The organism is Streptomyces indicus (genome assembly GCF_900100315.1).
Classification (GTDB): domain Bacteria; phylum Actinomycetota; class Actinomycetes; order Streptomycetales; family Streptomycetaceae; genus Streptomyces; species Streptomyces indicus.
On record NZ_FNFF01000006.1, the window covers coordinates 289876 to 315380 of the forward strand.

A 25505-nucleotide genomic window follows, 5' to 3' on the forward strand; every position below is an offset into this window, starting at 1 on the left:
CCGTCACGACTTCGGCGCGCGACGGTGCGTCACGACTCCGGCGCGCGGCATCGCGTCACGACCACGAGACGACGGCACCCCACACGGCCACGGGGCCCGCTGCGGCCGCGGACACGACCGCCTCCCGTCACGACCACAGACACGACCGCCCCCGTCACGACCACGGACACGACCGCCCCCCCGTCACGACCGCAGCAGAGCCCCCCTCACCCCGCCGTCGCCAACACCAACGGCAACACGTCCCCGCTCCCCGCACGCCGCAACAGGCGCGCCGCGACGGCGAGCGTCCAGCCGGAGTCCGTGTAGTCGTCCACGAGCAGCACGGGGCCTTCGGCCTGTGCGAGCGCGGCCGCGAGTTCGTTGCCCACCGTGAAGGCGTCGGTGAGCGCCTTGAGGCGCTGTGCCGAGTTGCTGCGCCGTACGACGTTCTCGCCGCGGGTGTACGTGAGCGTGCCGAGCAGCGGCAGCCGCCCGATCGTCGCGAGGCCCTCGGCGAGCGAGCCGACCAGCTGCGGGCGGCTCAGGGACGGCACGGCGACGATGCCGACCGGGCGGGCGACGGCGTCCGCGACGCCGGGGGCCCAACCTCCGGGCGAGCGCGCCCAGTCGGCGAGCACGGCGACGGCGGCGCGCAGCACATCGTCCGGCACCGGTCCGTCGGCGGCCTGCTCGGAGAGGAGCGGGCGCAGCCGGTTGCCCCAGCCGATGTCGGAGAGCCGGCCCAGGGCGCGCCCGGTGGAGCACTGCTCCCCTGCGGGAATCCGGCCCTTGAGATCGACGCCGAGCGCCGCCATGCCCGTGGGCCACATCTTGCGCGGCTCGACCTCCACGCCCGGACGGTCCAGTTCCTTGGCCGCGCCCGCGAGCGCGTCCCCGGAGACGGCCGAATCCACCCACGGCCCCGCGCAGTTGTCGCACCGCCCGCAGGAGGCCGCGCCCTCGTCGTCGAGCTGGCGGCGCAGGAACTCCATGCGGCACATCGACGTGGTCACGTAGTCCCGCATCGCCTGCTGCTCGGCCGCGCGCTGCTTCGCGACCCACGCGTACCGCTCCGCGTCGTACATCCAGTCGGCGCCCGTGGCGGTCCAGCCGCCCTTCACGCGCCGCACGGCACCGTCCACGTCGAGCACCTTGAGCATCGTCTCGAGCCGGGTGCGCCGCAGGTCGACGACGGCTTCCAGGGCGGGCACGGACAGGGGGCGGCCCGCCGCGGCGAGTGCGCCCAGCGTCTGCCGCACCTGCTCCTCGGGCGGAAAGGCCGTATCGGCGAAGTAGCGCCAGATCGCCTCGTCCTCCTTGCCGGGCAGCAGCAGCACGTCGGCGTGGTCGACGCCGCGGCCCGCGCGGCCGACCTGCTGGTAGTACGCGATGGGCGAGGAGGGCGAGCCGAGGTGCACCACGAAGCCCAGGTCCGGCTTGTCGAAGCCCATGCCGAGCGCCGAGGTGGCGACGAGGGCCTTGACGCGGTTCTTCAGGAGGTCGTCCTCGGCCTGGAGCCGGTCCGCGTTCTCCGTACGGCCGGTGTACGAGGAGACCGCGAAGCCGCGGGCCCGCAGGAAGGCCGTGGCCTCCTCGGCGGCGGCGACGGTGAGGCAGTAGACGATGCCGGAACCCGGCAGCTCGTCGAGGTGCTCGGCCAGCCAGGCCAGGCGGTGCGCGGCGTCCGGCAGCCGGACCACCCCCAGGCGCAGGCTCTCGCGGTCGAGCGGTCCGCGCAGCACGAGGGCCTCGCCGCCGCCCGTGCCCAACTGCTCGGCCACATCGGCCGTCACGCGCGCGTTGGCCGTGGCGGTCGTGGCCAGGACCGGTACGCCCGCGGGCAGTTCGGTGAGCATCGCGCGCAGCCGGCGGTAGTCGGGGCGGAAGTCGTGGCCCCAGTCGGAGATGCAGTGCGCCTCGTCGACCACGAGCAGGCCCGTGGTGGCGGCCAGGCGGGGCAGGACCTGCTCGCGGAAGTCCACCGCATTGAGCCGCTCCGGACTGACGAGGAGGACGTCGGTCTCGCCGCGCTCCACCTCGCCGTAGATGGCCTCCCACTCCTCCGGATTGGCGGAGTTGATCGTGTGGGCGCGGATGCCCGCGCGGGCCGCGGCCTCCACCTGGTTGCGCATCAGGGCGAGCAGCGGCGAGATGATCACCGTCGGACCTGCGCCGCGCCGCCGCAGAAGTGCGGTGGCGACGAAGTAGACGGCGGACTTGCCCCAGCCGGTGCGCTGCACGACGAGGGCCCGGCGCCGGTCCCTGACCAGGGCCGCCACCGCCTGCCACTGGTCCTCGCGCAGGCGGGCGGATCTGCCGCGGTCGCCGACGAGTTCGGCGAGGACGGCGTCGGCCTCGGCGCGCAGACTCTCCGGGTCCTGGGAGGCTGAGTCCTGGGAGGCCGAGTCCTGGGACGCCGGGCCCTGGGACGCCCGTTCACCCTCGTCCGGGGAGCCGGCGGGCGGGGCGGCGGACGTCGGGGCCGCTTCGGTCGGGTCGCGCTCTTCGTCGTGCATCCCTCCATGCAACCGGACACCACTGACAATCGGCCACCTCATCCGCCTTACCTGCGGTAAGCGTCGGCGGGGGCATCGGGGTGCGCCGAGAGGGGAAGGGATATTGACGGCGGACCCGCTGATTTCGGTCAGCATCGTCAATTGCTCGTTGCCTAGCGGCCGATGGGGCGGCGAGAATTGGAGCGCTCCCGCACGGCTCCTTTGTATCCGGCAGTGCTGTGCCGCGGTGCGCTCCCGCACGTCCGACGTCGCCCGCCCTTGCGGGTGCACAGCCGAAGGGAGGACCGTGACCTTCGGATTCGCTCCGTCCACCGATCCGACGAGACTCGCGTCAGTGTCACCGCCCGCCGACGCGTCAAGCCCCTTGGGGCGGCTGCTCGAGCCCGCCGAGTGGGCCGCCGCGGGCATCCCGCTGCTGCGCGATCCGCGCGATGTCGTTCGAGGCTTGTACGAACGGCACCGGCCCACCCGTGAGACCGCCGTGGTCGCCGTGCTCGACCAGGAGGAACGGGTCAGGGCGAGCGCATCGTTCGCCCGCCGCTCCACGCCGGTCGACGGCTGGGTGTTCCGCAACGCGCTCCTGGCCCAGCTGCGCCGCGTGATCCCGCACGACCTGCGCCGCCGTACGCCGGTGCACACCGCGGTGCTCCTCTACTGCCGGGACGGCGGCGAGGGCTGGACCGAGGAGGACGGCGCCTGGATGTGGGGGCTGCGCGACGCCTGCACCCTGCACGGGCTGCGCTGCGGCGCGTACATCACGCTGACGGCCTGCGGCTGGCAGGTGCTCGGCGAGGGCCGCGGGGGCCGTCAGCCGAACGCCGGCCGGGCGAGCGCCGTGAACTCCGTGGTCAACGGCGGACACGGGCCCCACTCGGCCAACGGCGCCGAGACCGCGTACACGGCCAACGGCCATGGCGGCGTGGAGTTCCTGCGCCGGGCGGCTTCACTCTGACCGAAGCCGCCCCGCTTCGCGCCCTGTCCCCACCGGATTGCCGGGCCCACCCTCAGGGGTGGGCCCTTCACTTCGCGGGGAGATCACGGAACCAGCACCGGGACCGAAGTCCGCAGCAGCCGGGAGCAGCGAGCGGGCCGGTGTCCGGGTCTGAAGCCCGGATCCGGCTCAGACCCCGGCGCCCAGCGCCGAGTTGATCCGCTGCGGGTCGCCGCACACGATCAGCAGCGTGCCCGCGCGGCTCAGCGCCAGCGGCAGTGCCGTGGCTGCCTGCTCGTCGGTGCCGCCGTTGAGCGCGACGACCACGACGGGGCGGACCGCGGCGCGGCCGGCGTCGGCGGACGCGGCGTAGAACACGTCGTCGCCCGCATCGTGCTGGGCCCAGTAGGCGGCGTCGCCGAAGCTCAACTCGTGGGCGGCCCACGGGTGCTGCTCACCGGTGGTCAGAACCAGCACGTCGCCGGGCGCGCGGCCCGAGTCGAGCAGCAGGTCCACCGCCTCCTCGGCCGCGTCGAGAGCACCCTCGACAGAGGCCGGGATCAGCTGGATCTGCGGCGCCGAAGCGGCGGCGGCCGGCGCGGGGGCGGGCTTGGCCGGCTCGCGCGGGGTGCGCTGCGCGGGCGGGGCGGGCCGGGCGGGGCCGGGGCCCGGACGTCCGGGGCGCGGGGCGGCCGCGGGACGCGGACCGGGTACGGGACGAGGGGTCGGCGCGGTGCGGCCGGCGGCCGACGTAGCGCGGGGACCCTGGACACTCTCGTGAATCTGAGGCTCCTCGGGAAGGAGAGGCATGACTGGATGTCTATCAAACGCCGGTACGAACCGTAACGGCGGGTGGCACATAAGTGCGACCAGCGAGGCAACCGGTCAAACCGGCCGACGCGGCGATCGCACGGGCGAGCGGCATGGTGTCAGAAATCGAACCCGAGTTGCCCCTCGATTTCCTGTACGGGGACGCCGAGCACGGGGACCCGGTGTTTCTTGAGGTGCCGCCACTTGGGCAGCGCGTCGAGATACGACCACGACAGGCGGTGGTGCTCGGTCGGCCCCTGCTCCTCCAGGGCCGCCTTGTGCACCGGCGAGGGATAGCCCGCGTTCGCCTCGAAGCCGAACTCGGCGCAGGCCGCGCCCAGTTCGGCCATCAGCGCGTCGCGTTCCACCTTGGCGAGCACGGACGCGGCGGCCACGGCCACACAGGACTGGTCGCCCTTGATGACCGTGCGGACCTGCCAGGGCGCACCGAGGTAGTCGTGCTTGCCGTCGAGGATCACCGCGTCGGGCCGTACCGGAAGAGCGTCGAGCGCCCGGACGGCGGCCAGCCGCAGCGCGGCCGTCATGCCCAGGTCGTCGATCTCCTGCGGTGAGGAGTGGCCGAGCGCGTGGGCGGTGACCCAGCCGCTGAGCTCCTCGGCGAGTTCGCCGCGGCGCTTGACGGTGAGCAGCTTGGAGTCGGTGAGGCCCTCGGGCGGGCGGCGCAGTCCGGTGATCGCGGCGCAGACCGTGACGGGACCCGCCCAGGCACCGCGTCCTACCTCATCGATCCCGGCGATGATCTTCGCGCCGGTCTTCGCCCGGATCGAGCGCTCTACGGTGTGGGTGGGTGCTTCGTACGGCATGGCGGTGCCAGCGTACGCCTGCCAGGGCCCGGGGCGACAGCCCCGCCCCGCCCTCCCGGACGAGACCTCAACCGTCACCCACCCGGGACCGCAGCCCTCACCCGCCCGGGACCACAACCGTCACCCACCCAGGACCGCCCCGCTCACGCCTCGCGGCGCACCAGCGGAACCATCAGTTCGTCGATCATCCGGGCGATCTCGGCGGGCGGCCATTCGCTGCCGTACACCTTGGCGCGGTACATCATCATCGCCGGAACGGCCTCGCAGACATGATCGTTGACGGCCCCTCGGCGCACCTCTCCCCTGCCCACACCTCGACTGAGGACCTCCCTTATGGCATCGATGGCGGGCTGCACCACGCGCCCGAAGATCACCGACTGGAAGCGCTCGGCCACTGTGCCGTCGCATTCGTGAAGGACCGCGCGAAGGGCGTGGCCGGGGCGCGAGTACATCGCGTCGCGCATCGTCAGGCACAGCGTGAGCAGGTCCTCGCGGACGCTGCCCGTGTCGGGCGCCTGCGACATCGGGGGCATGCCCGCCTCCAGCGCGTCGGCGACCAGGTCCTCCTTCGAGGGCCAGCGCCGGTACACAGCGGCCTTGCCGGTCTGGGCGCCGGCGGCGACGCCCTCCATCGTGAGGCCGTTCCAGCCGACCGTGCTGAGCTGTTCGAGCGCGGCGTCCAGGATGGCGCGCTCGAGTACGGCACCACGGCGGCGCGGGGCCACCACCTGGGTGCGCAGCGAGGCCGGGGCGGGGACGGAGGACTGGGCGGGAGCGGCCGTCCAGCGCGAAGTAGCCATGTTCATCTCTCCGTTGAGACCGGTCGCGTCGCACCGGGGAGCGGAGTCGGCGCGTGGGGGCGCACCGAGGGGGAATCTCCACTTCCGGTACAGCGGGGGTCTCTCCAGCATCGCAGGCGAGCGCCCGGGCCGCGACGGGCCGAACGTCACCAATCCGCGCCGCGTTCAACTACTCGCCCGGCACCGACCGCCATTGCCTGCGCTTTGCCTCAACTCCCCAAGAATTTCCTTGTGTTCAAGAAGTCGGGATCGCTAGGGTCGCCCTAGTGAACGGTGCCGTTCACTAAGAAGCCCACGGGAGCATCAGTGACACAGCCACACGAGGACCTACGCGTCGCGGAACCGGATCCGGGCCCCGGCGCTCCCACCGCCAAGTCACCCCACGCCGGGATCGCCCTCTTCATCATCGCGGCCTGCCAGCTGATGGTCGTCCTCGATGCCACCATCGTGAACATCGCGCTCCCCCACATCCAGGACGCGCTGAAGTTCTCGACCACCGACCTGACCTGGGTCGTCAGCGCCTACACCCTCACCTTCGGCGGTCTGCTGCTGCTCGGCGGGCGCGCGGGCGACATCCTCGGCCGCCGCCGGGTGTTCATGTGCGGCATCGTGCTGTTCACGCTCGCCTCCCTGCTCGGCGGCTTCGCCCAGGAGCCCTGGCAGCTGCTCGCGGCCCGTGCCCTGCAGGGCGTCGGCGGCGCGATCGCCTCGCCCACCTCGCTCGCGCTGATCACGAGCACGTTCCCCGAAGGCCCCGAGCGCAACAAGGCGTTCGGCGTCTTCGCCGCGGTCTCCGCAGGCGGTGGCGCGGTCGGCCTGCTCGCCGGCGGCATGCTCACCGAGTGGCTGGACTGGCGCTGGGTGCTGTTCGTCAACGTGCCGATCGGTGTCCTGATCGCGGTGCTCACGCCGAAGTACATCCAGGAGTCGGAGCGCCACCCCGGCCGCTTCGACATCGCCGGCGCGATCACCTCGACCCTCGGCATGGCCGCGCTCGTCTACGGCTTCATCCGCGCGGCCGGCGACGGCTGGAAGGACGGCCTGACCATCGCCTCGTTCGGCGCCGCCGTGGTCCTGCTCGCGCTCTTCATCTTCATCGAGACGAAGGCCAAGGACCCGATCACACCGCTGAAGATGTTCCGCGACCGCAACCGCTCGGGCACGTACGTGATCATGCTCAGCCTCGCGGCGGCGATGTTCGGCATGTTCTTCTACATCGTGCTCTTCGTGCAGAACGTGCTCGGGGACACCCCCATCGAGGCCGGTCTGAAGTTCCTGCCCGTGACGGTGGCCATCGTGTTCGGCGCCGGTCTGTCGCAGGCGCTGCTCCCCAAGTTGGGCCCGAAGCCCTTCATGGTCGTGGGTTCGTCCTTCGTGATCGTGGGCCTCGGCTGGCTGACGCTGATCGACACCGACAGCTCGTATCTCGGCGGGGTCCTCGGCCCGATGCTGCTCTTCGGCTTCGGCATGGGGCTCAACTTCGTCACCCTCACCCTGACCGCCGTCTCCGGTGTCGCCCAGCACGAGGCGGGCGCGGCCTCCGGTCTGCTCAACGCCACGCAGCAGGTGGGCGGTTCCCTCGGCCTCGCGATCCTCACCACCGTCTTCGGCACGGCGAGCCGCGAGGAGGGCAAGGAGCAGATGGCCGACTTCATGGCCCACGCGACCCCCGAGCAGCAGGCCGCCTTCGCCAAGACCGGTGAGCTGCCCAAGGATTCGCCCTGGGCCAAGGAGATCCTCGCGGAGGGCATCGCCACCGGATTCATCCCGGCGGTCGCCATGGCGGTGCTCGCGCTGATCACGGCGATCGTGGTGATCAGGGTCCGCAAGAGCGACCTGGAGGCCCTGAGCGGCACGGGCACACCCATGGCCCACTGACGCAACCGTCGAGGCCGCAGGGCTTCTTCTCGTACGAGGCCGGGGTGCCCTTGTCGACAAGGGCACCCCGGCCTCGTACGCACCGTTCAGCACGGCAGGTGCGCCGTTCAATACAGCAGCTGCACCGCTCAGTACCCCTAGTGATCTAGTACCCCTAGTACCCCAGGCGGTCCGTACCGCCCGTGTCGATCACGTCCAGGTCGGAGCAGTCCACGTCCTCGCGCGGCGGCCGCTCCTCGAGGGTCGAGCGGGCCTTCGCCTCCCCGTAACTCGTCGCGTACCAGGGCGCCTTGTCCTCGCCCAGCGCGTCCGCCAGGGGCGCGAGCACACAACTGCGCACGGGCTCGGGCAGTCGGTCGAGCGCGGGGACCGCGTCGGCGGAGAGCCCTGAGGCGTAGTCGAGGTCCAGGTGCCTGGTGTCGAGGTAGCGCTGGACGTTCTGCTCGGCGACCATGCCGTCCGGCGACAGCAGGCCGAAGACCAGAACTCCTCCGGCCGCGCTCGCCACGACGGCGCGCGGCAGCCAGCGGGCGCCCCACACGCCCGCGGCCATGATCAGGACGATCACCAGGCCGAGCCACAGCTCCATGGCCGTGACCGAGATCCGCAGCCGCGTCATGCCGTACGCGTCCACGTACATCTGCATCCGGCGCAGCGCGGACGCCACGACGATCAGCGTCATGACGCACAGCGTCCCGAGCACGGCCCGCACCAGCGCACGGTCGCGCGGCCCCTCGCGCGGCGCCCAGCGCAGCGCCAGGGCGATCACGCCGAGCGTGAGCAGGGTGGCGAACAGGAGCTGCCAGAAACCCTGCCGCGCGTACTCGGAGTAGGTCAGGCCGTCCTTGAGCGCGGCTTCGTACCCGCCGAACAGGACGGTGAGCTGGATGGCGTTGAAGACGGCGAAGAGCAGAGTGAGCACGACCAGCGGAAGGGCCCATTCCACCCGGCCGCGGGCGCGTCCCGGCCTGACCTCGATCTTGTCCCAGCGCAGCGGGGCGGCCGCGGTGTAGGCGGCCGCGACGGCGCCGAGCACACCGAGCAGGAAGAACAGGAAGCGCAGCGGCCCGTCCGCCATCTCCGCATCGGGAATGAGGCTGCCGAGCAGGTCGGCGAACGTCGAGTCGGCGGCGGCGAACAGCCCGCCGAACACGAGCAGGAGCACGGCCGCCACGGCGACCGCGCGCACGATCGGCGCGAGCGACCCGCGCGAACCGCCGGCCCGCGCCCGGATGCCGCGCCAGGCCCAGACGGTGCCGGGCCCGACGGCGCCGACGAGGCCGAACGGGTTGAGCAGCACGCCCGGCCAGCGGCGCGCGCCGTGCAGCGCGAGCGAGCCGAGGCCGAAGGCGGCGGCCATGGCCAGGAACGAGGGCCAGCCCGCGTCGCGCAACGCCGGTACGGCGAGCAGCGCCACGCCCCCGGCCGCCCACGCCAGCGTCCATCCGCGGGGCAGCCGGCCCGCGGCCTGCGCGGCGAAGTACGCGGCGAGGGCTAGCGGTACGGCGACGATCAGCAGGTTCACGCCCACGCCGTCGGCCAGCAGCAGGGCGCTCAGGACTCCGGCGGCGAGCGCGGCGACGAGGGTCGCGGTGCGGACGGGGGCGGGGTCGGGGGCGGTGATGCCGTCGAAGACCGAGGGCGGACGTTCGTGCGTGGCCCAGTGGTTCGGGTGTACGCGGGCGGACGAGCCGGCGCGCGGCCCGGTGCGGTGCGCGGTGGCGCCGCGGGTCGCCGTGGCGGTGCCCGCAGTCGCGCCGGCGCGCGACGGTGCGGGGTGGCCCCAGGCGGTGGCGGCCTCGGCGATCGTGCGCGGCGGCGGCACGGCATCCTGCGGTTCGCTCCCGCCGGTCCCGCCGGTCCCGCCGGCGCGGGCCTCTTCCCGTACGACGTCATCGGCGCCGTGTGCTGCGGGGCGGGGCGGCTCTTGCGGCCGGCCTGGTGTGCCCTGCTCGGCGGCGGTCGGCCGGCCTGCCGCGTGCGGCTCAGGCTCCTTCTTCCCCTGCTTCCCCGGCTCTCCCTGCTTCCCCGGCTCCGGATCAGGCTCCGGCTCGGGCGCTTCGGACGTGGACGGTGTATCGGACACGGGACCCCCTCCCGACCGGTCTTGACCTGACGTGAGGCCCTGGACCGGTGTCTCGTCGGCACCCGCCCGTCGAGCATCACGAGCTCAGGAGTCCGGCGCGAAGCCGAAGATCATCGGGCGGTGTGGGCCGTCAGAGTAGCCCCAGGGCAGCACACGTCTGCCTGCCGGACGCCAGATGCGGGGGCTCTGTGGCAGGACCGTGACAGACGGCCGCGGAAGCCACTCGCCGGGGGCCGGACGCGAGGTCGGTCTGTCGACTTGTCGCCCGCTCAGCCGCGAAGCGGCCGCCACGCCTGGCCACCTCACCCGGCCGCCTCAGACAGCCGTCGGCATCCAGTCCGGCCAGCCCTCCGTCTGCCCGTCCCAGTCCGCCGGCGGCGCACCCGCCGGCGCGGCCGCCACGACGCCGCCCGCGATGGCGCAGGTGGTGTCCACATCGCCGCCGACCTGGGCCGTGGTCCAGAACGTCGTCGCGAAGTCGCCGAGCCCACGGGCCGCCGACCACAGCGCGAACGGCACCGTGTCGTGCGCCGAGGTGCGCCGGCCGCTGCCGAGCACCGCGGCGACGGTGCTCGCGTCGCTGTAGTCGAGCATGTCGCGGGCCCGCCGCAGCCCGGCCCCGACCGCGCTGCGGGGCACCAGGGCGATCACTCCGTCGAGCAGCGCCTCGCCGGTCAGCGGCTCCTTCGCCCCGGCCACGAGGGCGGCGGCCGCGGCCACGGCCATCGCGCCGACGACCGCTTCGCGGTGCTGATGCGTGGTGTACGAGGAGATCTCGGCCTGGTGCGTGGCCTGCTCGGGGTCGTCGGCGTACCAGGCGCCGAGCGGGGCGATCCGCATCGCCGCTCCGTTGCCCCAGGACCCCTGTCCCTGGAACAGGCCGGAGGCGAGCTCGCGCCAGTCGCCGCCCTCGCGGATCAGGCGCAGCATGCGGTTCACCGCGGGCCCGTAGCCGCGGTCGAAGTCGTGGTGGTGGGCGAAGGACTGCGCGAGCGCGTCCTGGTCGATGCGCTGGTGCGCGGCCAGGACGGCCACGACGGAGCAGGCCATCTCGGTGTCGTCGGTCCACTGCCAGGGTCCTGCGGGGACCTCGCGGTGCTTGAGCAGCGGATAGTTGTCGGGCACGAAGTACTGCGAACCGAGGGCGTCTCCCACGGTCAGGCCCCGCAGGCTGGCGAGCGCGCGGGCGAGGCGGGGGGCGGCGGACTCCGCGGCAAGTGAGGAGGATTCAGCGATCATCGCGCCCCCACTCTAACGAATCCGGTCATACGCCTCGAATAAATTGGCGAGCACAAATGGGGCCCGGCTCACCCCTCCGGCCACCCCAGCTCACGGGCACCGGCGCGGCCGCCCCCGGTCGTACGACTCCGGCTCGCGCCACCGCTCGAACGGCCGGTCCAGGCTGTACTTCCCGTCCTCCCCCAGCGTCAGGATCCGCATCTCCGCGTTGCCCGGATTGCACAGCGCCTCGAACTCGGCGACCGACCAGTGGAACCAGCGCATGCAGAACAGCCGCATGGTCAGCCCGTGCGTCACCAGCAGCACGTTCGGCGGGTGCTCCGGGTCCTCGAAGCTGCGGTAGAGGCTCTCCAGGAAGGCGCCCACCCGGTCGTACACATCCGCCCCGGACTCGCCCTGCGCGAACCGGTAGAAGAAGTGTCCGTACGCGTCGCGGTATGCCTTCTGCAGCCTGACGTCGTCCCTGTCCTGCCAGTTCCCCCAGTCCTGTTCGCGCAGCCGCGGCTCCTCGCGCACCCGGACGCGCGCGGGGTCGAGGCCGAAGGCGGCGAAGGTCTCGTGCGTACGGCGGTACGGCGAGACGTACACGCTCACGCGCTCCTCGCCGAACAGCTCGCGCAGCCGCTCCCCCGTCTCCTCGGCCTGCCGCCACCCCCGCTCGGTGAGCATCAGCGCATGGTCGGGCTCGCGCTCGTACACCGTGTCGTCGGCATTGCCCTCCGATTCGCCGTGCCGGACGAGAACGATGCGCCGAGGTCGTGCCATGCCGAAACCCTAGATCGCCGCACTGACAACCGCGCGATCAGCACGCCTGCCGGACGGTCGGATGAGCCTCCGGGCAGACGCGCGGATGACCGACGGACGACCGCGCGGACGGTCAGTGGACGACCACGCACGCGGTCAGCGGGCGACGGGACCGACGGACAGCGGGCGGCTGGCCCGGCTGTCAGCGGGCGGCCGGTTCCGCCGTCAGCGTGCGCCACCGCACCGCGCCGATGTCGGCGGGAGTGCCGTCCAGGACGCGCGCCGTGCGCGTCGCCGGGTCCAGGGTGACCGTGGCCAGGCTCGCCCACCGCTGCCCCAGCGGCAGGGACAGGTCGGGCACACACGTGACGGGCGGTTCGCCCTCGCCGGTGACGAGAAGGGACGCCAATGCGTCGGTGTCGGCGGGCAGTTGGCCGGGCATGCGGCCGGCCCGCTCGCACCGCGCCGCGAGGAAGGCGCGCCGCTGCTCCGAGTCGGGCTGGTAGAGCCAGGTCTTCTCGCCGGACGTGAGGGACGGGGTGAGGAAGTGGTTCGTGCGCAGCAGCATGCCCTGACCGTCGGGCCCGATCTCGTGGACGCCGGCCGGGCTGATGTCCAGGAGCACCGCGTCCCCGGCGGCGTCGAACAGCGCGAAGGAGCCGGAGGAGGCGAGCGGCGCGGAGCGCACGAGCTCGACGGCCTCGGCGACGCTGCCCGCCTCGGACAGGACGACGGCGGCCAGCACGTGCATGGGCACGCCGCCGATGCCGTCGCGTATGTGGCCGAGAATGTTGAAGTGCAGGGCGAGTCCCGCGCTGTTGATGCCGATCTTGGCGAGGATGCCGTGCTCGGTGAGGCCCGCGAACGCGTGGTGGGTCCCCGGGGACTCCAGCGTGTGCCAGTACGCGGACAGTTCGACGTGCCAGTCCCAGGTCTGTGCGCCGAAGGCGGCGCCCGGGGTGCGGCGGACGAGCGTCGAGCACTCGCCGGGCGGCACGGCCGTGGAGCGGGCGAGGATCTCGGTCCGGGCGTTGAGCGCCCCGAGCTGCCACTCCTCCACGCCGGCCCCGTGCGCGATGCCGGCGATCTCCGCGCGCGCCTCGGGGCGGAAGGCCCCGATGACGTCGAGGGCGCGCTCGGCGTCCTGCCGGATGCCCTCCCAAGTGATCCCGCCGAGCGCGAAGAGACGGGCGTACACGTCGAGCGCGGCAGGGATGCCCGCCCTCAACTGCTCACCCCGGGCCACGCCCCGCGCGTGCGGGTCGGACTCGTGCAGGGCGATGTGGAGACGGTGGGCCGGACGCGGGATGACGGTCATCGGGGCTTCCATCGGAACTTCCTCGGGCGGGGTGTCGGGTCGGAAAGAAGGGCGTCGGCACTGGGGCGGCGACAAAGGGGTACCGGCCGGCACGGGGGGGCGTCGGCAAGGGGGCGGGCACGGCCTGCCTCAGACGTACGACCGCACACACCCGCCGACCACCGTCGCGAGCACGGCGTTGCCGGCCTGCGCCTCGGGGTCGAGGGCGAGCGGATCGGCCGCGAACACGGTGAGGTCCGCGAGGTAACCGGGCGCGATGCGGCCGAGTTCGTGCCGCGCGCCCGCGGCCTCGGCCGCCGCCCACGTCATCCCGGTGTACGCGGCACGCGCGGTGAGCGCCTGTTCCGGCTGTACGGGAGCGGTGTCCGGCTCCTCCACGGGCCGGCGCAACTGGCAGTCGGCCAGCCCGGTCCGCGGGTCCCCCGGTCCGATCGGCCAGTCCGAGCCGAGCGCCACGACGGCACCGGCCGCCAGCAGATCGCGGGTGCGCCAGCCGCGTGCCGCGCGGTCCGGTCCGATGCGGCGCGACCAGGTGTCGGTGCCGTCGGCGCGGGTGTGCCGCGTGCCGTGCACGGGCTGCAGGCTCGCCACCACACCGAGCCGCGCGAACCGCCCGACGAGATCGTCCGGCAGGGACTCCAGATGCTCGATCCGGTGCGGGGCGCGGCCCGCCGGGCCCGCCTCCTCCAGGACGTCGAGCGCATGCCGTACCGCCTGGTCCCCGATCGCGTGCGTGGCGGTGGGGATGCCGCGTGCGGTGAAGAAGCGGACGGCCGCGCGGTAGGCGTCGAGGTCGCGCCAGAGCGGTTCGCGGTTCTCGCCGTGGCAGTCGGGGCGGTCGAACCACGCGGTGCCGTTGTCCGCGGTCCCGTCGAGCATGAACTTGGCTCCCTCGACGTGCCAGCGCCGCCCCCGCAACTGCTGCTGGTCGGCGATGCGCTGCCACACGTCGGGGGTGGAGTCGGCGGGTACGAGCGGGGAGCAGCGCACCCGTACGGGCAGGTCGCCCTCTTCCTCGATGAGGCGGTACACGTCCTCCGAGGGTTCGGTGAAGTCGAGGGCGTGCACTCCGGTGAGCCCGCTGCGGGCGAAGCGCTCCAACTGCTCGCGTACATAGCGCGCCGCGGTGGCCAGGGGCACCTCCGGGTAGTGCGCGAACACCCGGTCCATCGCCTGGAGTTCGAGGATGTACCCGGTGGGCCGGCCGTCGGATCCGACGACCACGCACGAGGCGTCGGAGAAGGTCTCCGCGCCGGTCAGGCCCGCGCGTTCGACGGCCCGCGGGCTGATCACCAGCGCGTGCGCGTCCTTGGTCATCAGCGAGACCGGACGGCCGGGGAAACGCTCGCCGAGGAACGCACCGCTCGGCTCGCCGCCGAGCTCGTCGAAGACCGCGAGGTCCAGGTCGATGCCGGTGACCCAGCCGTCCGCCGGCGTACGGTCCACGGCTTCGGCGAGCCGGTCGAGCACGGCCTCGACGGTGTACGCGGTCGACAGATCGACACTGCGTCCGGTCTCGACGGCCCCCCAGACCGGGTGCGTGTGCACGTCGACGAGGCCGGGCAGCACGGTGGCGCCGGGGAACTCGTGCACCTCGGTGGCGGGACCGCGCAGGTCCGCGAGCTCCTCGGCGGTGCCGACCCGGGTGATCCGCCCGGCGCTGATCGCGAGCGCGTCGGCGGCCGGCGACCCGGAACTCCCGCCGCCGCACGGCTCGGTGAGGGGCTCGATGCGGGCGGCCGTCAGGATGACGTCGGCGTACACAGGTTGCTGCCTTTCCCGTTGCTGTCGTGCGAGGTGCTGTGGTGCGGACGGTCATCCGGTGAGCCTTCGGACGCGGAACCCCCGTCCCCCGCCCGGGGAATGCTCCCGAGGGCCCGGGCGACGCCCCAGTAGACGAGCGCGGCGACCCCCATCCCCGCCGGAATCGCCAGGTCGACCCCGCCCATGGCCATCGCGAGCGGCCCGGTCCAGAAGGTCGTGCCGACCCACATCACCGAGGCGAGGCAGCCCGCGAGAAGTGCGAGCAGACCGGCCCAGTGCAGACCGCCGCGATACCAGTACGGGCCGCCGCGCTCCTGCCGGAGCAGCAGTTCCCCGCGGTAGCGGTTGCGGCGCAGGGCGAGGTCCGTGACCGCGATCGCCATCGCCGGTCCCGTGAGGGCGACCACCAGCTGGAGCATGGTGTTGACGCTGGTCAAGAAGTCGAAGACGAGGATCGCGTAGAGCGTCATCGCGGTGCCGATGGCGCCGATCACCAGGACGGCCGGGATACGGGCGAGGCGCACCCCCACCGACTGGATGGACAGACTCGCGCTGTAGGCCGTCATGCCGTTGTTCGCCACGGTGTTGAGGACGACGGCGATCACGAAGACCGGGATGAACCAGCCGGGCAGCACCGACTCCAGGGCCGCCTGCGGGTCGGCCATGTCGAGGGTGGTGGCGGCGAGGGCGCCCACGGAGGTGAAGACCACGCTCGGCAGGTACGCGCCGAAGGCCGTCCAGCCCGCGATGGCGGGGAGCGAGCTGGTGCGCGGCAGATAGCGGGCGAGGTCGGGGCTGTTGCTGTACGAGAGGGCGGTGGACCCGATGAGGGTGAACCCGGCGCCGAGTGCGGCGGCGAGCGCGGTGCCGTGCAGCGGGGCCTCGGGGGCGTACGACCAGTCCACCGCGCCGAGCACGTACCCCGTGACCACCACGAAGACCAGGGTGAGCAGCACGCTGAGCGCGGCGTAGAGGCGGACGATGGTGGCGTACCCGTAGATCGCGACGAGCAGCGTGACGGCCGCGATCAGGCAGATGACGACGGCGTCCACGGCGGCGGAGCCGGGTATCCCCCACTGCCGGGTCAGGCCGATGCCGGCGACCGAGGCCGCGGACCAGTTCAGGGCGAGATACGCGGAGGCGATCAGCCAGCCGGTCACGATCAGGACCAGTTTGTTGCCGATCACCCCGTAGAACGCACGCGAGATCACCGAACCGCTGGTCCCGGCCGCCGGGCCGCTCGCCGCCACGACTCCGGTGACGATCCACAGCAGGTTCCCGGCGAGGATCACGCCGGTCGCCTGCGGCAGGGACAGGCCCATGAGGATCAGCGTGGCGCCCACGGCGAAGCTGAGATAGCTCACGTTCGGGGCGGCCCAGACGGCGAAGAGCTGCCGCGGGCGCCCGGTGCGCTCCTCGTCGGCGACCAGGTCGATGCCCCGCTTCTCGGGCTGACCTGCACGTTCGTGGTGCTCTCTGGTCATCTCGGCCTCTCGGGAGTACGGCAGGTCCAGCTCTGCGGCGGCACACCGACCTTTATTGGTCGCACACCCAATAGCTGTTGAGCGCTCATCCAATAGGGTTCGCGGTATGACGTCAAGACCCCCGGCGGAACGGCCGAAGCGGATCCGCAAGCCTCCGCAGGAGCGGCGCCTGGAAATCGTCCGCACGGCAGCGCACATCGCCCTGGCCTTCGGCCTGGAGCTGGTGACGCTGCGCCGGGTCGCCGACGAGCTCGGCGTGCGTCCGGGCCTGATCGGCCACTACTTCCCGGCGGCGGACGACCTCGTCGCCGAGGCCTTCGCGTACGCGGCGGCGCAGGAGCGCGCGGCGCTGCTGCCGGAGGACGAGAAGACCCTCGCCCCGGTCGACCGCATCGCGCTCTTCGTCGTACGCCTGACGGGCGGCGAGCACATCGACCTCAGCCGGCTGTGGCTCAACGCACGCCACCTCAGCCGTTTCAAGCAGCCGCTGCGCCGGGCGGTGGCCGAGCAGGAGACCGTCACGCGCACGGCGCTGACCGGCCTCATCGAGGAGGGCGGCTTCACCACCGCCGCGGGTCCGCTGCGGGCGGCGGTGCACCTGCTCGTCGCCATCGATGGCATGGGCTCCTACGCCAACACCGACGCCGAGGACGGCGCGGCGCTGCCCGAGGACGTGGAACTCGGGGAGCTGATCATCGAGACGGCCGAGCTCCAACTCGGCCTGGAGCCGGGCACGTTGAGGGAGCGGGCGCGGGCCAACGGGGTGGGGTGACTCTGGGTCGCCTACTCACCCGACCCGGCCACCTCGGACCACGCAGGGGCGCGCCCTCAGACCGTCCACTGCGGCAGCAGCTTGACGATGTCCCCGTCGAGCCCGATCAGATCCTTCTCGGTCTGCGCCCGCAGCGAGAGGCGCTCCACCCGCTCCACCCGGTACTTGCCGTGCTCGGCCTCGGACTGCCACATCGACAGGACCAGGACCTCGCTGCCCGGCGCCTCGGCGAACAGCCCGCGCACCATGCCGGGCGATCCGGCCATCGCCGGATTCCACACCTTCTGCTGCATGAGCGCGAAGTGGTCCATGGACTCCTCGCGCACCCGGCAGTGCGCGATCCGCACCAAGTCCGCGTCGGTGAACCGCGGTTCGAAGCCGGTCTTCACGTCGAAGCGGTAGTCGAACAGCTTGACGCGCAGGTCTGTGTACGTGCCGGCCTGCGCGGAGGCGAGCCGGTCATGGGAGCGGGCCATGAACGAGTCGTAGAACGACCGGCTCTCCCAGAACGCGAAGAGGTGCACGACATCGCCCCGCCGTGTGCTCCATCCCCCGCCCTGTCCCCGAAACCCCGGCTCCCCCAGAAGCCCCGCCCACCGCCGCTGCCCCTGCTCGAACCCCCTGCGGTCCGTCACGGTGCAGCGCATCCACTTGACCAGCACCGCGCCATAGTACGGCGCCCGGCGTGGCACGGGTCACTCTCCGCGAAGGAGCACTCACACGGGAGTCACCCGCACAATGACCGCCATGACCGCACTGCATGATCACCCGCTGTTCGGCCGCCTGGAGAACGCGGAGCGCATCCTGGTCGCGGGCGCCGGCGGCGGGTTCGACATCTACGCGGGCCTGCCGATCGCCCTGTCGCTGCTCGCCCAGGGCCGCCAAGTCCACCTGGCCAACCTGACGTTCAGCTCCCTCGCCGGTCTGCCGGCGGACGACTGGCTCGCGGACGACGTGGTGCGCGTGACCCCGGAATCCGCCCCGCACCACACGTACTTCCCCGAACGCACCCTGGCCTCCTGGCTCGACCTGCACGGCTTTCCCAGCACGGTGCATGCCTTCGAGCGCACGGGAGTCCAGCCCCTGCGCGCCGCGTACCGCGCGGTCATCGACGCGTACGGGATCGACACGGTCGTCCTCGTCGACGGCGGTACGGACATCCTCATGCGTGGCGACGAGGCCGGACTCGGCACGCCCGAGGAGGACATGACCAGCGTGGCCGCCCTCGCCGGCATCGCGGAGGTCGAGCGCCTCGTCGTGTCGGTCGGCTTCGGCGTGGACGCGTATCACGGCGTCAGCCACGGCCTGGTCCTGGAGAACATCGCGGCCCTGGAGCGCGACGGCGCCTATTACGGTGCGTTCTCCCTTTCCCGTACGACACGGGAGGGCGCCCTCTTCGTCGACGCCGCCGTGCACGCCCACGACCACACCCCCGACCACCCCAGCATCGTCAACGGCTCGATCGCGGCCGCAGTCCAAGGGGTGTTCGGCAATGTGCACTTCACCGAACGCACGCGGGGCAGCGAGCTGTTCATCAACCCGCTGATGGCCCTCTGCTTCGTCTTCGGACTCGAAGGCCTGGCCCGTCGCTGCCTCTACTTGGACCGCATCGAGCACACGCATCTCATGCGCCAGGTGCACTCCGAGATCGGCCGCTTCAGGGACGAGCTCACGCAGACCCGGCCGCCCCGCAGGATTCCGCACTGAGCACGGTCCGGCGGCCCAACTGGGCTCACCGGCGCGCCAGTTGTCACCGGCACGTCGTAGCGTGTCCCCAGCGGAATATTTCAGGGGAGCGCTCATGAGCAGCAGTTTCAGCAAGGGCCTGACCAAGGTGGAGGCCGGCCTCAAGTGGGACCCGGCGCCGGCGGGCCGCCCGCAGCACGACCTCGACCTGGTGACCGCGGTCTACGACGCGTCGGATCCGCAGGGGAAGCCCGCCTATCTGGTCCACTTCGGCAGCCGCTCCCCCGACGGCACCATCACGCTCAACCGCGACAGCAAGACCGGGCAGGGCTTCGGCTACGACGAGGTGATGGTCCTGGAGCTGGACCGCCTCAGCGAGACGTATGTCCGGGTGGTCCTGGGGGTGGCCATCCAGCAGACCCAGGGCGACCTCACGTTCGGCGAGACGCTCAATGCGGCGGTCCGGCTGCGCGAGGGCCACACCGACCTGGCCCATTTCGACTTCGCCGCCATCCCGCGCTGCACCTCCGCGGTGCTCGCCGAGTTCACCCGCGACGGCGGGAACCACACCTGGCAACTCCGCCCGTCCTTCAAGGGGTTCGACCTCGACCCGGCGGCGTTCGCGCTGGCGATGGGGGCCGCGGTCTGAGGGCAGGCGGCGAGGGGCCGGCCATCGGTCGGCCCCTCGCCGCCTCACAGGCTGGCGAACGCCCGCAGCCGCCGCCCCCATTCCCTCTCCAACAGCCAGGTGATCTCCGGGTCTTGGGCGATACGCGCCTGCCTGGCCGCCTCGCACCAGTCCGCGCGGTCGAGCAGCGCGGCATACCCCTGCGCATACGGCCGCCAGCGCTCCACGGGCCGTACCGCCTCCGCGTCCAGCGCTCCGGCGAGACCTCTCACCAGCCAGGCGACGGTGGTGAAGGCCCGGGCACCGGGCCGCGCGCGCTCCAGGTGCCGCAGGTGCGCGGCCAGCACCGTCTCGGCGTGGGGATAGTGGCTCAGGGTCATGCCCATGCCGGCGCACTCGGTCATCGTCTGGAGCAACTGCCCTGTGTGCTCGACGACTTCGGCGTCCGCGTCCGGCCGGGTGATCACCTCGTGGATACGGGCGGCACGGGCGACGGGACCGACGATGTAACCGTCGAGTACGTCGCCGCGGCAGGCTCGGCGCAGCAGCCACGGCCGGACCACCGGGTCCTCGCCCAGGCCGCAGAGCGCTTCGACCACGTAGACATGGCCCCACTCCTCGACCCGTTCCGCCAGCCAGAGCAGGTGCTCGGCGCTGCCGGGCAGCCGCTCCAACGCGTGGGCCGCCAGGGCCCCGTACCAGCTGGAGAGCAGGCCGCAGGTCCTGATCAGCGAGGTGTCGTCCTCGGTCCCCGCCACGGCGAGGAGCGCGAGGCCGACGGCGAGCGCGCAGTGGTCGCCCCCGCGCCGGACCAGCCACCGCGCCGTGGCACGCACCAGCTCCGGGTCGGCGCGCTCGGCCGCCGCGCGGATGTGCTCGTCGGGATGGATCGGGAGGTACCGCGTGTGCAACGCGTGCAGCAGGTCGCCGGGGCGGGCCCCTGGTCGGGCGAAGTGCTCGTCGAGCAGCACGGCCACATCCGCGCCGGTCCTGCGGTGGCCCGCCTCGGGGGCCTCCGGCTCCGGGTGGCGGGGATGGCGTCGTTCGAGAGCGCGGCGCATGGGACGCGGAAGCGGTCCGTCCGGCTCCTCCAGATGCAGGGCCAGGATGCGCTCGTACAGCGGGACGCGTGCTCCGGGAGCTTCCCTCCCGGTCGTCTCGCTCACCGGCGGAAGAGGAGCTCGTTTCTCTTGATCATGCCCGGCAGCCTGACAGGGCGGCCGGGCTGCCGCAAGGAGTTTCCCCGCACATGCCGAAGGGGACCGGCCCATAGCCGGTCCCCTTCAGTCACTTACTGCTCAAGTACCGCTCAGCGGTGCCTCGTACTGGCGGAGGGCACTTATTCCTGGAGCGTTGTATTCCCCGAGCTCACGGCCTGCGCCCTGGCGGCCAGGGGTAGCCGAGCTGACGGGCAAACTCCTTTGAACCACCGCAGACATCAGCGACCGCTCGCGGGTCGAACGCCGTGAGCTCTGCCACCAACTCATCAGCCTGGACCGCCGGTTCGTCCCCGGAAACGTCCAAGGTCAGCTGAAACTGGAGCCACGGACGGCCATCCTTGACGGCATCTCGGCCCGGGTGGAATAGGAAGAGATTGATCTGATCCGGCTCCCAGAGCCAGGCAGACACGCTGCCGAGTTCACACTCCCAGCGCTCGAGCCAGGCAGTGCACTGCCGAAGCTGTTCTTCGAGGAGACGGGCGACAGTCCTGGCCGGCCATTCCCAGGAGCGGTCCAGCGTTGCGCGCTCAACCTCTGCTTGGTAGCGCCCAGCGTCAAATCTGAACTCCGGCAGACCGACCTCATCTTCATCGGGATTTCGCCATGGACCCCAAATGACCTGGTCGCCATCACGGCGGATCGTGACATACAGGGCACCACAGCACCCTTCAGTGCACGTTGCCTCTGCCAAACGAACCTCGCGCGGAGACGGGTGGGCATGAAGCGGTCCTCCAGGGAAGAGGAGGTAGTGGGGGTCTGAGCCCGGTCCTTCGTCGAATACCTCAGCCACTACGTCCCGCCCTCCAATGTGGGGGCGTACTTCCACTGCGCTTCCGGGGACCACCTGGTCGGGGACAACGACACGGAGGGCGAAGCTCTGCAGGTCTGGGATCACAGAACGATGTTCGACCAGGGGGGCGGGCGTTGTCATCTGCTTTCCGCCTGGCTGAAGACGTATCAGAGATCGGCTACCCCGCCTGAGGCGGCAACTCATTCGGTGCCACTATCTCGTGGGCGCTAGCCTTACCGTCCCTCGCACCTGCACGTTCTGCTACGTAGTCCAGCCAGTCCCTCTTCGCGTACTGCACCCACCTCACGGCCGTTCCGATATGCATGCCAAATAGGTCCGCGATCACCGACGCCGGCAGGTCTGTCGCCAACGCCAATCGAGCGGAGTTGCGAGCCGGCCTGATACGCACCCCGTAGCTATTCAATCTCCGAACATAGGACGTGGCTGTGGCGGGACGTCCTGGGACCATGCCAGGAAACAGGTACCGCTCGCTTTCTGCTCGACCAATCGATGCGCGACGTAGGTCCGAACCAGCCAGCCCATGCAACAGGATCGCCAGCCGGGGCGGCAAGAGGAGCGGCTTCCCACCGAGTTTGACGTAAGTTCCATCAACCTTACGCATCACGTCTTCGGTCGACAGGCTCAAAACATTCTTGATCGGGACACCAAATAGCAGAACAAGTGATCCGAGGACGCGAACGTCGATCGGGATCTCGGAATCGCTCACACAGCGGCGTAACTGGTCAGCGTAATCCGCTTCATGGAGAAAATTCTCGGGCTGCCTTTGCGGAACCGTCGGAACAGTTATCTGACCAACCAGCCTGCGACTTGCTGCCCACCCCAAGAAGTGTCGCACTTCATTTACGGACCGCCGACTACCGTTGGAATGCAGCCACTCATCGAGAACCGCCTGACTCAACTCTTCGAACGGCACAGATCGCTCGTCTAGCCACTGCAGGAAGCGGAGAGCCACGCGGATTCGGTACCGCGTCGCGGCGCCCGCAGCATCCGTGAAGCCATGCCGATTCGAGTTTCTCCGCGCCCGGAGTAAGACGTGCCACTGCACGAAGGGGCGGACGAGACGTACGTGATGTACCGGGCAATCTTCAAGGACGCCATTGAGCCATGGGCCGATGCGCTCAAGGTACTCGTCCCGCTCCGGTAGAGCACCGGCGTGAACTAGAAGTCCGCGAAGGAAGTTCAGCGCGGGTCCGGGAGTCATCCCATCCAGGAGGTGGTGAGTAACCTCACCCTCGTTCTGGGCAATCGAGATGAGCAATTCCGCTGCTCGACTGCCACGTAGCCAGCGGAGGGTTCGATCTGGGTGCGGTACCCCGTCGAGGGCGGCAACAACTCCGCGCAGCTGTTCACTTAGCGTTCCATCCGGCCTCGCGAGGAGATCTCGAACTCGGACACGTAAGACACAACGGTCACAACTTCCCTGGACATAGAGATAACCAGCTCGGCCGCACGTGCGACAAGTGTATTCAATGTCCTCTCCCGAGCATGGCCCGCACGCAGCAGCGCCCTCTTCGGTTACACCAACCAGCGCCCGGTAAGTGCCACAAGTTGAACAGGAACCTGGATTCTTTCGCACCCACTGGTAGCACGTATTGCATACGGGCCCGAGGGGCCAGAGCGCTTGCACCTCCCGCGTTCGACCGCAGCGCGCGCATCCCCTTCTCGGACGCGCATGGCAGCCGGCACACGTGGGTTGCCTGGTAGTACGATCGAGATTGCACGGTCGGCGCCTTGCGCATACCGAGCACACTCGGGTGGGGCCCCTGTAACAGTTGATGCAGATGTCCGGAGAGTTGGCCGTGGCGCGACGTGCAACAGGGAGAACCCGCTCGCACTTTCCACATAGCCGTCCCGGGGTTCGGTAGCACTTTCTACACATCGCCCCGTCCTGGGTAATCGCCCACGCTGGGGCCGTGGTACCGCAAACCGAGCATGTATGGAGAGGCATTGGCGCACAGCGCTGACAAAGGACTTTTCCGTCAGGGAGTCGGCGCGCTGCCGGCCGGCGGTGCCCACAGGTGGCACATGCCTTGAGATTCGCCGTGTCTGCGTTGTAGCAGTTGTGACAGATCTCGCCGTCGGGCCGACGGGCCATAATCCGCCCCCAGTTGCCACAGCGGATACATTCCCGGGGATTAGCGCGGGTGTAGCACGGCTCGCAGATCCGAGCCCGACTTTGATCCAGGTGCGGCAAGACACGAGTCGTGGTGCCGCAACTCCCGCAAGGAGTAAGCACCACATCTCGCCGTCCGCCCGCATGCAGAGTGCGCGTCAGGCGGAACACGGCTTTGGGAACTCGTGAGGAGCCGTCCTTCAAAGCCCCTGGATGCTCCGCCAGATGCTCATCTAGCTCCTTCAAGCCGCGCCAACCATGGCATCTCGACGCCACCAGCGCTTCCAATGCGGCGTCTTTGTCCAGCCCGGGAAGTTGCCTCACCATCACCGTGACTACTCGATCCAATGCAGCCGACCTGGACCGCCTGGACATCAGCTACCAGGCCTACGGATGTTGGTACGGCGAACCGGCGGAGGAATAGCTCCAGTCTGTTCGCTCACCGTCTTACGGACTTCCGTGTAAGTCGCTTGGACCTCAATCAGGTCGTTTGGGGTACAAGAAAGGACGTCACAGAGCGCCGCGAGCGTATCCATGGACAGCCTCTGAGGAGGCTGCGTTACCAGGCGGAACACTTGCTCTCTAGAAAGATGGATTCCTCGCTCGGCTAACAGTGGCACCAAGTCCGAGGTTTGGAACATGTCTTGAGAGGCCATCAGTCGGCGAAGGTTCCACTGGATACCCATCTTCTTAATCAAAGCAATGCCCCCAGAGAGCTGAATGCCGTCCCTTGAGCGACCTGTGCAGTAGTCGATTTCGATATTCGTCTGAAACTCCCGAGTAGATTGCTGTGGTCGAGGCGTACTCGTGCCCGACCTGGTCCTGAACGAATCTCTCGGGGTAGTCGAATTCCAGCAAATGCGTGACATAGCTGTGCCGTAGACAATGCAAGTCAAGTTCCTCCGGAATGCCGGCAACCTTCCGGGCGGTTTCGAAGGCCTCATCCACACGTCTCAATGAGATTCTGCCCCTCCTCTCCGTAATCCATAGCGCAGGATGCTTTCCTGGTTGAAAGAGAGGCCGAACTTCATCTACGTACTGATCCAAAGCGTCTACGATCCAGTCAAACTCCGGAACAGTTAGGACAGTTCGCCTTTTGGGAGGACCGCCCTTGCTCGATTTTCCGTAGCGCACAAACAGGGCTCCGAATCGGCCGTAGTCCGGCATCCTCGCGTTACGTCGCAGATCGGCCACATCCAGGCCCGCGGCCTCTCGCCTGCGCAAGCCGTATGCGTACACGGACTTGAGGAGGATCGAGTCCCTCATCGCAGCCAGGGCGCCCTTGCGTCTCCGCTTGCGAATTTCTTCGACACGACCATCGGCGGCATCGAACAACCCCTGCACTTCATCGTATGTCAACGGTCGACGTCCAGGCGATCCTTCGTAGTCGCTTGAGTGCGTAACAGTGTTCCACTCATGGAGGATCTGAACCGGAGCCTCCCCGAAGTGCTCATAGCATTTTCTCGGCCACCCATAGCGAGCGTCTGTCACGTACTCACAGAAAAGCCGAAGGATGTTCTGGTACCCGCGACCAGTGGAGACAGCGAATGACGGCCTTCGCGCTCGTAGGTGGTTAATGAATTCCTCAACGTCCGCAGAATCCCATTGCCATGGATACTCGTTGGTGAACGAAGCGAACCGTCTGACCAGGGAGATTCTTGGCTGGATGGTTCCATCGGAGCTCAGGAACCTGGTTGCCTGTTGCCTTGCCCAGCCCTCCAACATCGCGTTGAACACGGCCGTCTCGAGGTCGAGATGCGCCACTCCATCTGCAAGAACCAGGTGCGCAGCACCTGGCAGATCCGCCCCTCCGCTCATGTTGCATCTAACGCAACATCGTTGAGTTGGTTACGCACCCCAGGTAGCGAGCATGACGAAGGGGACCGACCCAAGGTCGGTCCC

At 70.2% G+C, this 25505-nt stretch carries 19 protein-coding genes; 5 read left to right on the forward strand and 14 right to left on the reverse strand.

Annotation, left to right across the window (positions count from 1 at the left end; translation table 11 throughout):
* Nucleotides 1-206: 206 nt before the first annotated feature.
* Complete coding sequence (locus BLT97_RS17975) at nt 207-2495, reverse strand: RecQ family ATP-dependent DNA helicase (protein ID WP_093611352.1); 2289 nt, start codon at nt 2493-2495, stop codon at nt 207-209.
* Between the two features lie 286 nt (nt 2496-2781).
* On the opposite strand from BLT97_RS17975, the gene BLT97_RS17980 reads away from it, so the two are divergent.
* On the forward strand, nt 2782-3447 hold the full coding sequence (locus BLT97_RS17980; RefSeq protein WP_093611354.1) for a hypothetical protein: 666 nt from the start codon (nt 2782-2784) through the stop codon (nt 3445-3447).
* 168 nt (nt 3448-3615) lie between these two features.
* Here BLT97_RS17980 and BLT97_RS17985 read toward each other — a convergent pair whose 3' ends face one another.
* The 3 genes from BLT97_RS17985 to BLT97_RS17995 all read right to left on the reverse strand — a co-directional run bounded on the left by BLT97_RS17985 (nt 3616) and on the right by BLT97_RS17995 (nt 5860).
* Nucleotides 3616-4236 (reverse strand): hypothetical protein, encoded by a 621-nt coding sequence (locus tag BLT97_RS17985; protein ID WP_093611356.1) that lies wholly within the window; start codon nt 4234-4236, stop codon nt 3616-3618.
* A 119-nt stretch (nt 4237-4355) separates the two neighbouring features.
* Entirely contained in the window at nt 4356-5060 is a 705-nt protein-coding gene (locus BLT97_RS17990; RefSeq protein WP_093611358.1) for a ribonuclease HII, read from the reverse strand.
* 143 nt (nt 5061-5203) lie between these two features.
* Complete coding sequence (locus tag BLT97_RS17995) at nt 5204-5860, reverse strand: TetR/AcrR family transcriptional regulator (protein WP_093611530.1); 657 nt, start codon at nt 5858-5860, stop codon at nt 5204-5206.
* Nucleotides 5861-6166: 306 nt separating this feature from the next.
* Here BLT97_RS17995 and BLT97_RS18000 point away from each other — a divergent pair, with 306 nt between their 5' ends.
* Nucleotides 6167-7738, forward strand: a complete 1572-nt coding sequence (locus tag BLT97_RS18000; protein WP_425442723.1) for an MFS transporter — start codon at nt 6167-6169, stop codon at nt 7736-7738.
* 154 nt (nt 7739-7892) lie between these two features.
* On the opposite strand, the gene BLT97_RS18005 is transcribed toward BLT97_RS18000, so the two are convergent.
* From BLT97_RS18005 to BLT97_RS18030, 6 genes are all read right to left on the reverse strand, one after another.
* Nucleotides 7893-9824, reverse strand: a complete 1932-nt coding sequence (locus BLT97_RS18005; protein ID WP_425442724.1) for a DUF4153 domain-containing protein — start codon at nt 9822-9824, stop codon at nt 7893-7895.
* Between the two features lie 315 nt (nt 9825-10139).
* Nucleotides 10140-11063 (reverse strand): ADP-ribosylglycohydrolase family protein, encoded by a 924-nt coding sequence (locus BLT97_RS18010; protein WP_093611360.1) that lies wholly within the window; start codon nt 11061-11063, stop codon nt 10140-10142.
* A gap of 90 nt (nt 11064-11153) precedes the next feature.
* Nucleotides 11154-11828 carry a histidine phosphatase family protein gene (locus BLT97_RS18015; protein ID WP_093611362.1) on the reverse strand — a complete coding sequence of 225 codons (675 nt, stop codon included), beginning with the start codon at nt 11826-11828 and terminating at the stop codon, nt 11154-11156.
* Between the two features lie 181 nt (nt 11829-12009).
* Nucleotides 12010-13137 (reverse strand): C45 family autoproteolytic acyltransferase/hydrolase, encoded by a 1128-nt coding sequence (locus tag BLT97_RS18020; protein WP_245769391.1) that lies wholly within the window; start codon nt 13135-13137, stop codon nt 12010-12012.
* 117 nt (nt 13138-13254) lie between these two features.
* On the reverse strand, nt 13255-14889 hold the full coding sequence (locus BLT97_RS18025; protein ID WP_093611364.1) for an amidohydrolase: 1635 nt from the start codon (nt 14887-14889) through the stop codon (nt 13255-13257).
* On the reverse strand, nt 14868-16373 hold the full coding sequence (locus BLT97_RS18030) for a purine-cytosine permease family protein (RefSeq protein WP_093611366.1): 1506 nt from the start codon (nt 16371-16373) through the stop codon (nt 14868-14870). The genes BLT97_RS18025 and BLT97_RS18030 overlap by 22 nt, the downstream gene beginning before the upstream one ends.
* Nucleotides 16374-16479: 106 nt before the next feature.
* On the opposite strand from BLT97_RS18030, the gene BLT97_RS18035 reads away from it, so the two are divergent.
* Nucleotides 16480-17145, forward strand: a complete 666-nt coding sequence (locus tag BLT97_RS18035) for a TetR family transcriptional regulator (protein WP_093611368.1) — start codon at nt 16480-16482, stop codon at nt 17143-17145.
* Nucleotides 17146-17201: 56 nt separating this feature from the next.
* On the opposite strand, the gene BLT97_RS18040 is transcribed toward BLT97_RS18035, so the two are convergent.
* Complete coding sequence (locus BLT97_RS18040; protein WP_093611538.1) at nt 17202-17807, reverse strand: YdbC family protein; 606 nt, start codon at nt 17805-17807, stop codon at nt 17202-17204.
* A gap of 85 nt (nt 17808-17892) precedes the next feature.
* On the opposite strand from BLT97_RS18040, the gene BLT97_RS18045 reads away from it, so the two are divergent.
* Nucleotides 17893-18852, forward strand: coding sequence for a DUF1152 domain-containing protein (locus BLT97_RS18045; protein WP_093611540.1), 960 nt, complete (start codon nt 17893-17895; stop codon nt 18850-18852).
* Nucleotides 18853-18946: 94 nt separating this feature from the next.
* The gene (locus tag BLT97_RS18050) at nt 18947-19480 is read left to right on the forward strand and encodes a TerD family protein (RefSeq protein ID WP_093611370.1); all 534 of its coding nucleotides are present in this window, start codon (nt 18947-18949) and stop codon (nt 19478-19480) included.
* Between the two features lie 44 nt (nt 19481-19524).
* Here BLT97_RS18050 and BLT97_RS18055 read toward each other — a convergent pair whose 3' ends face one another.
* The 3 genes from BLT97_RS18055 to BLT97_RS18065 all read right to left on the reverse strand — a co-directional run bounded on the left by BLT97_RS18055 (nt 19525) and on the right by BLT97_RS18065 (nt 25421).
* Nucleotides 19525-20625 carry a hypothetical protein gene (locus tag BLT97_RS18055; protein ID WP_176953809.1) on the reverse strand — a complete coding sequence of 367 codons (1101 nt, stop codon included), beginning with the start codon at nt 20623-20625 and terminating at the stop codon, nt 19525-19527.
* Nucleotides 20626-23977: 3352 nt separating this feature from the next.
* A complete protein-coding gene (locus tag BLT97_RS18060) occupies nt 23978-24301 on the reverse strand; it encodes a helix-turn-helix domain-containing protein (RefSeq protein WP_093611372.1) in 324 nt (107 codons plus the stop codon).
* Nucleotides 24294-25421, reverse strand: coding sequence for a tyrosine-type recombinase/integrase (locus BLT97_RS18065; RefSeq protein WP_093611374.1), 1128 nt, complete (start codon nt 25419-25421; stop codon nt 24294-24296). The genes BLT97_RS18060 and BLT97_RS18065 overlap by 8 nt, the downstream gene beginning before the upstream one ends.
* Nucleotides 25422-25505: the final 84 nt, after the last annotated feature.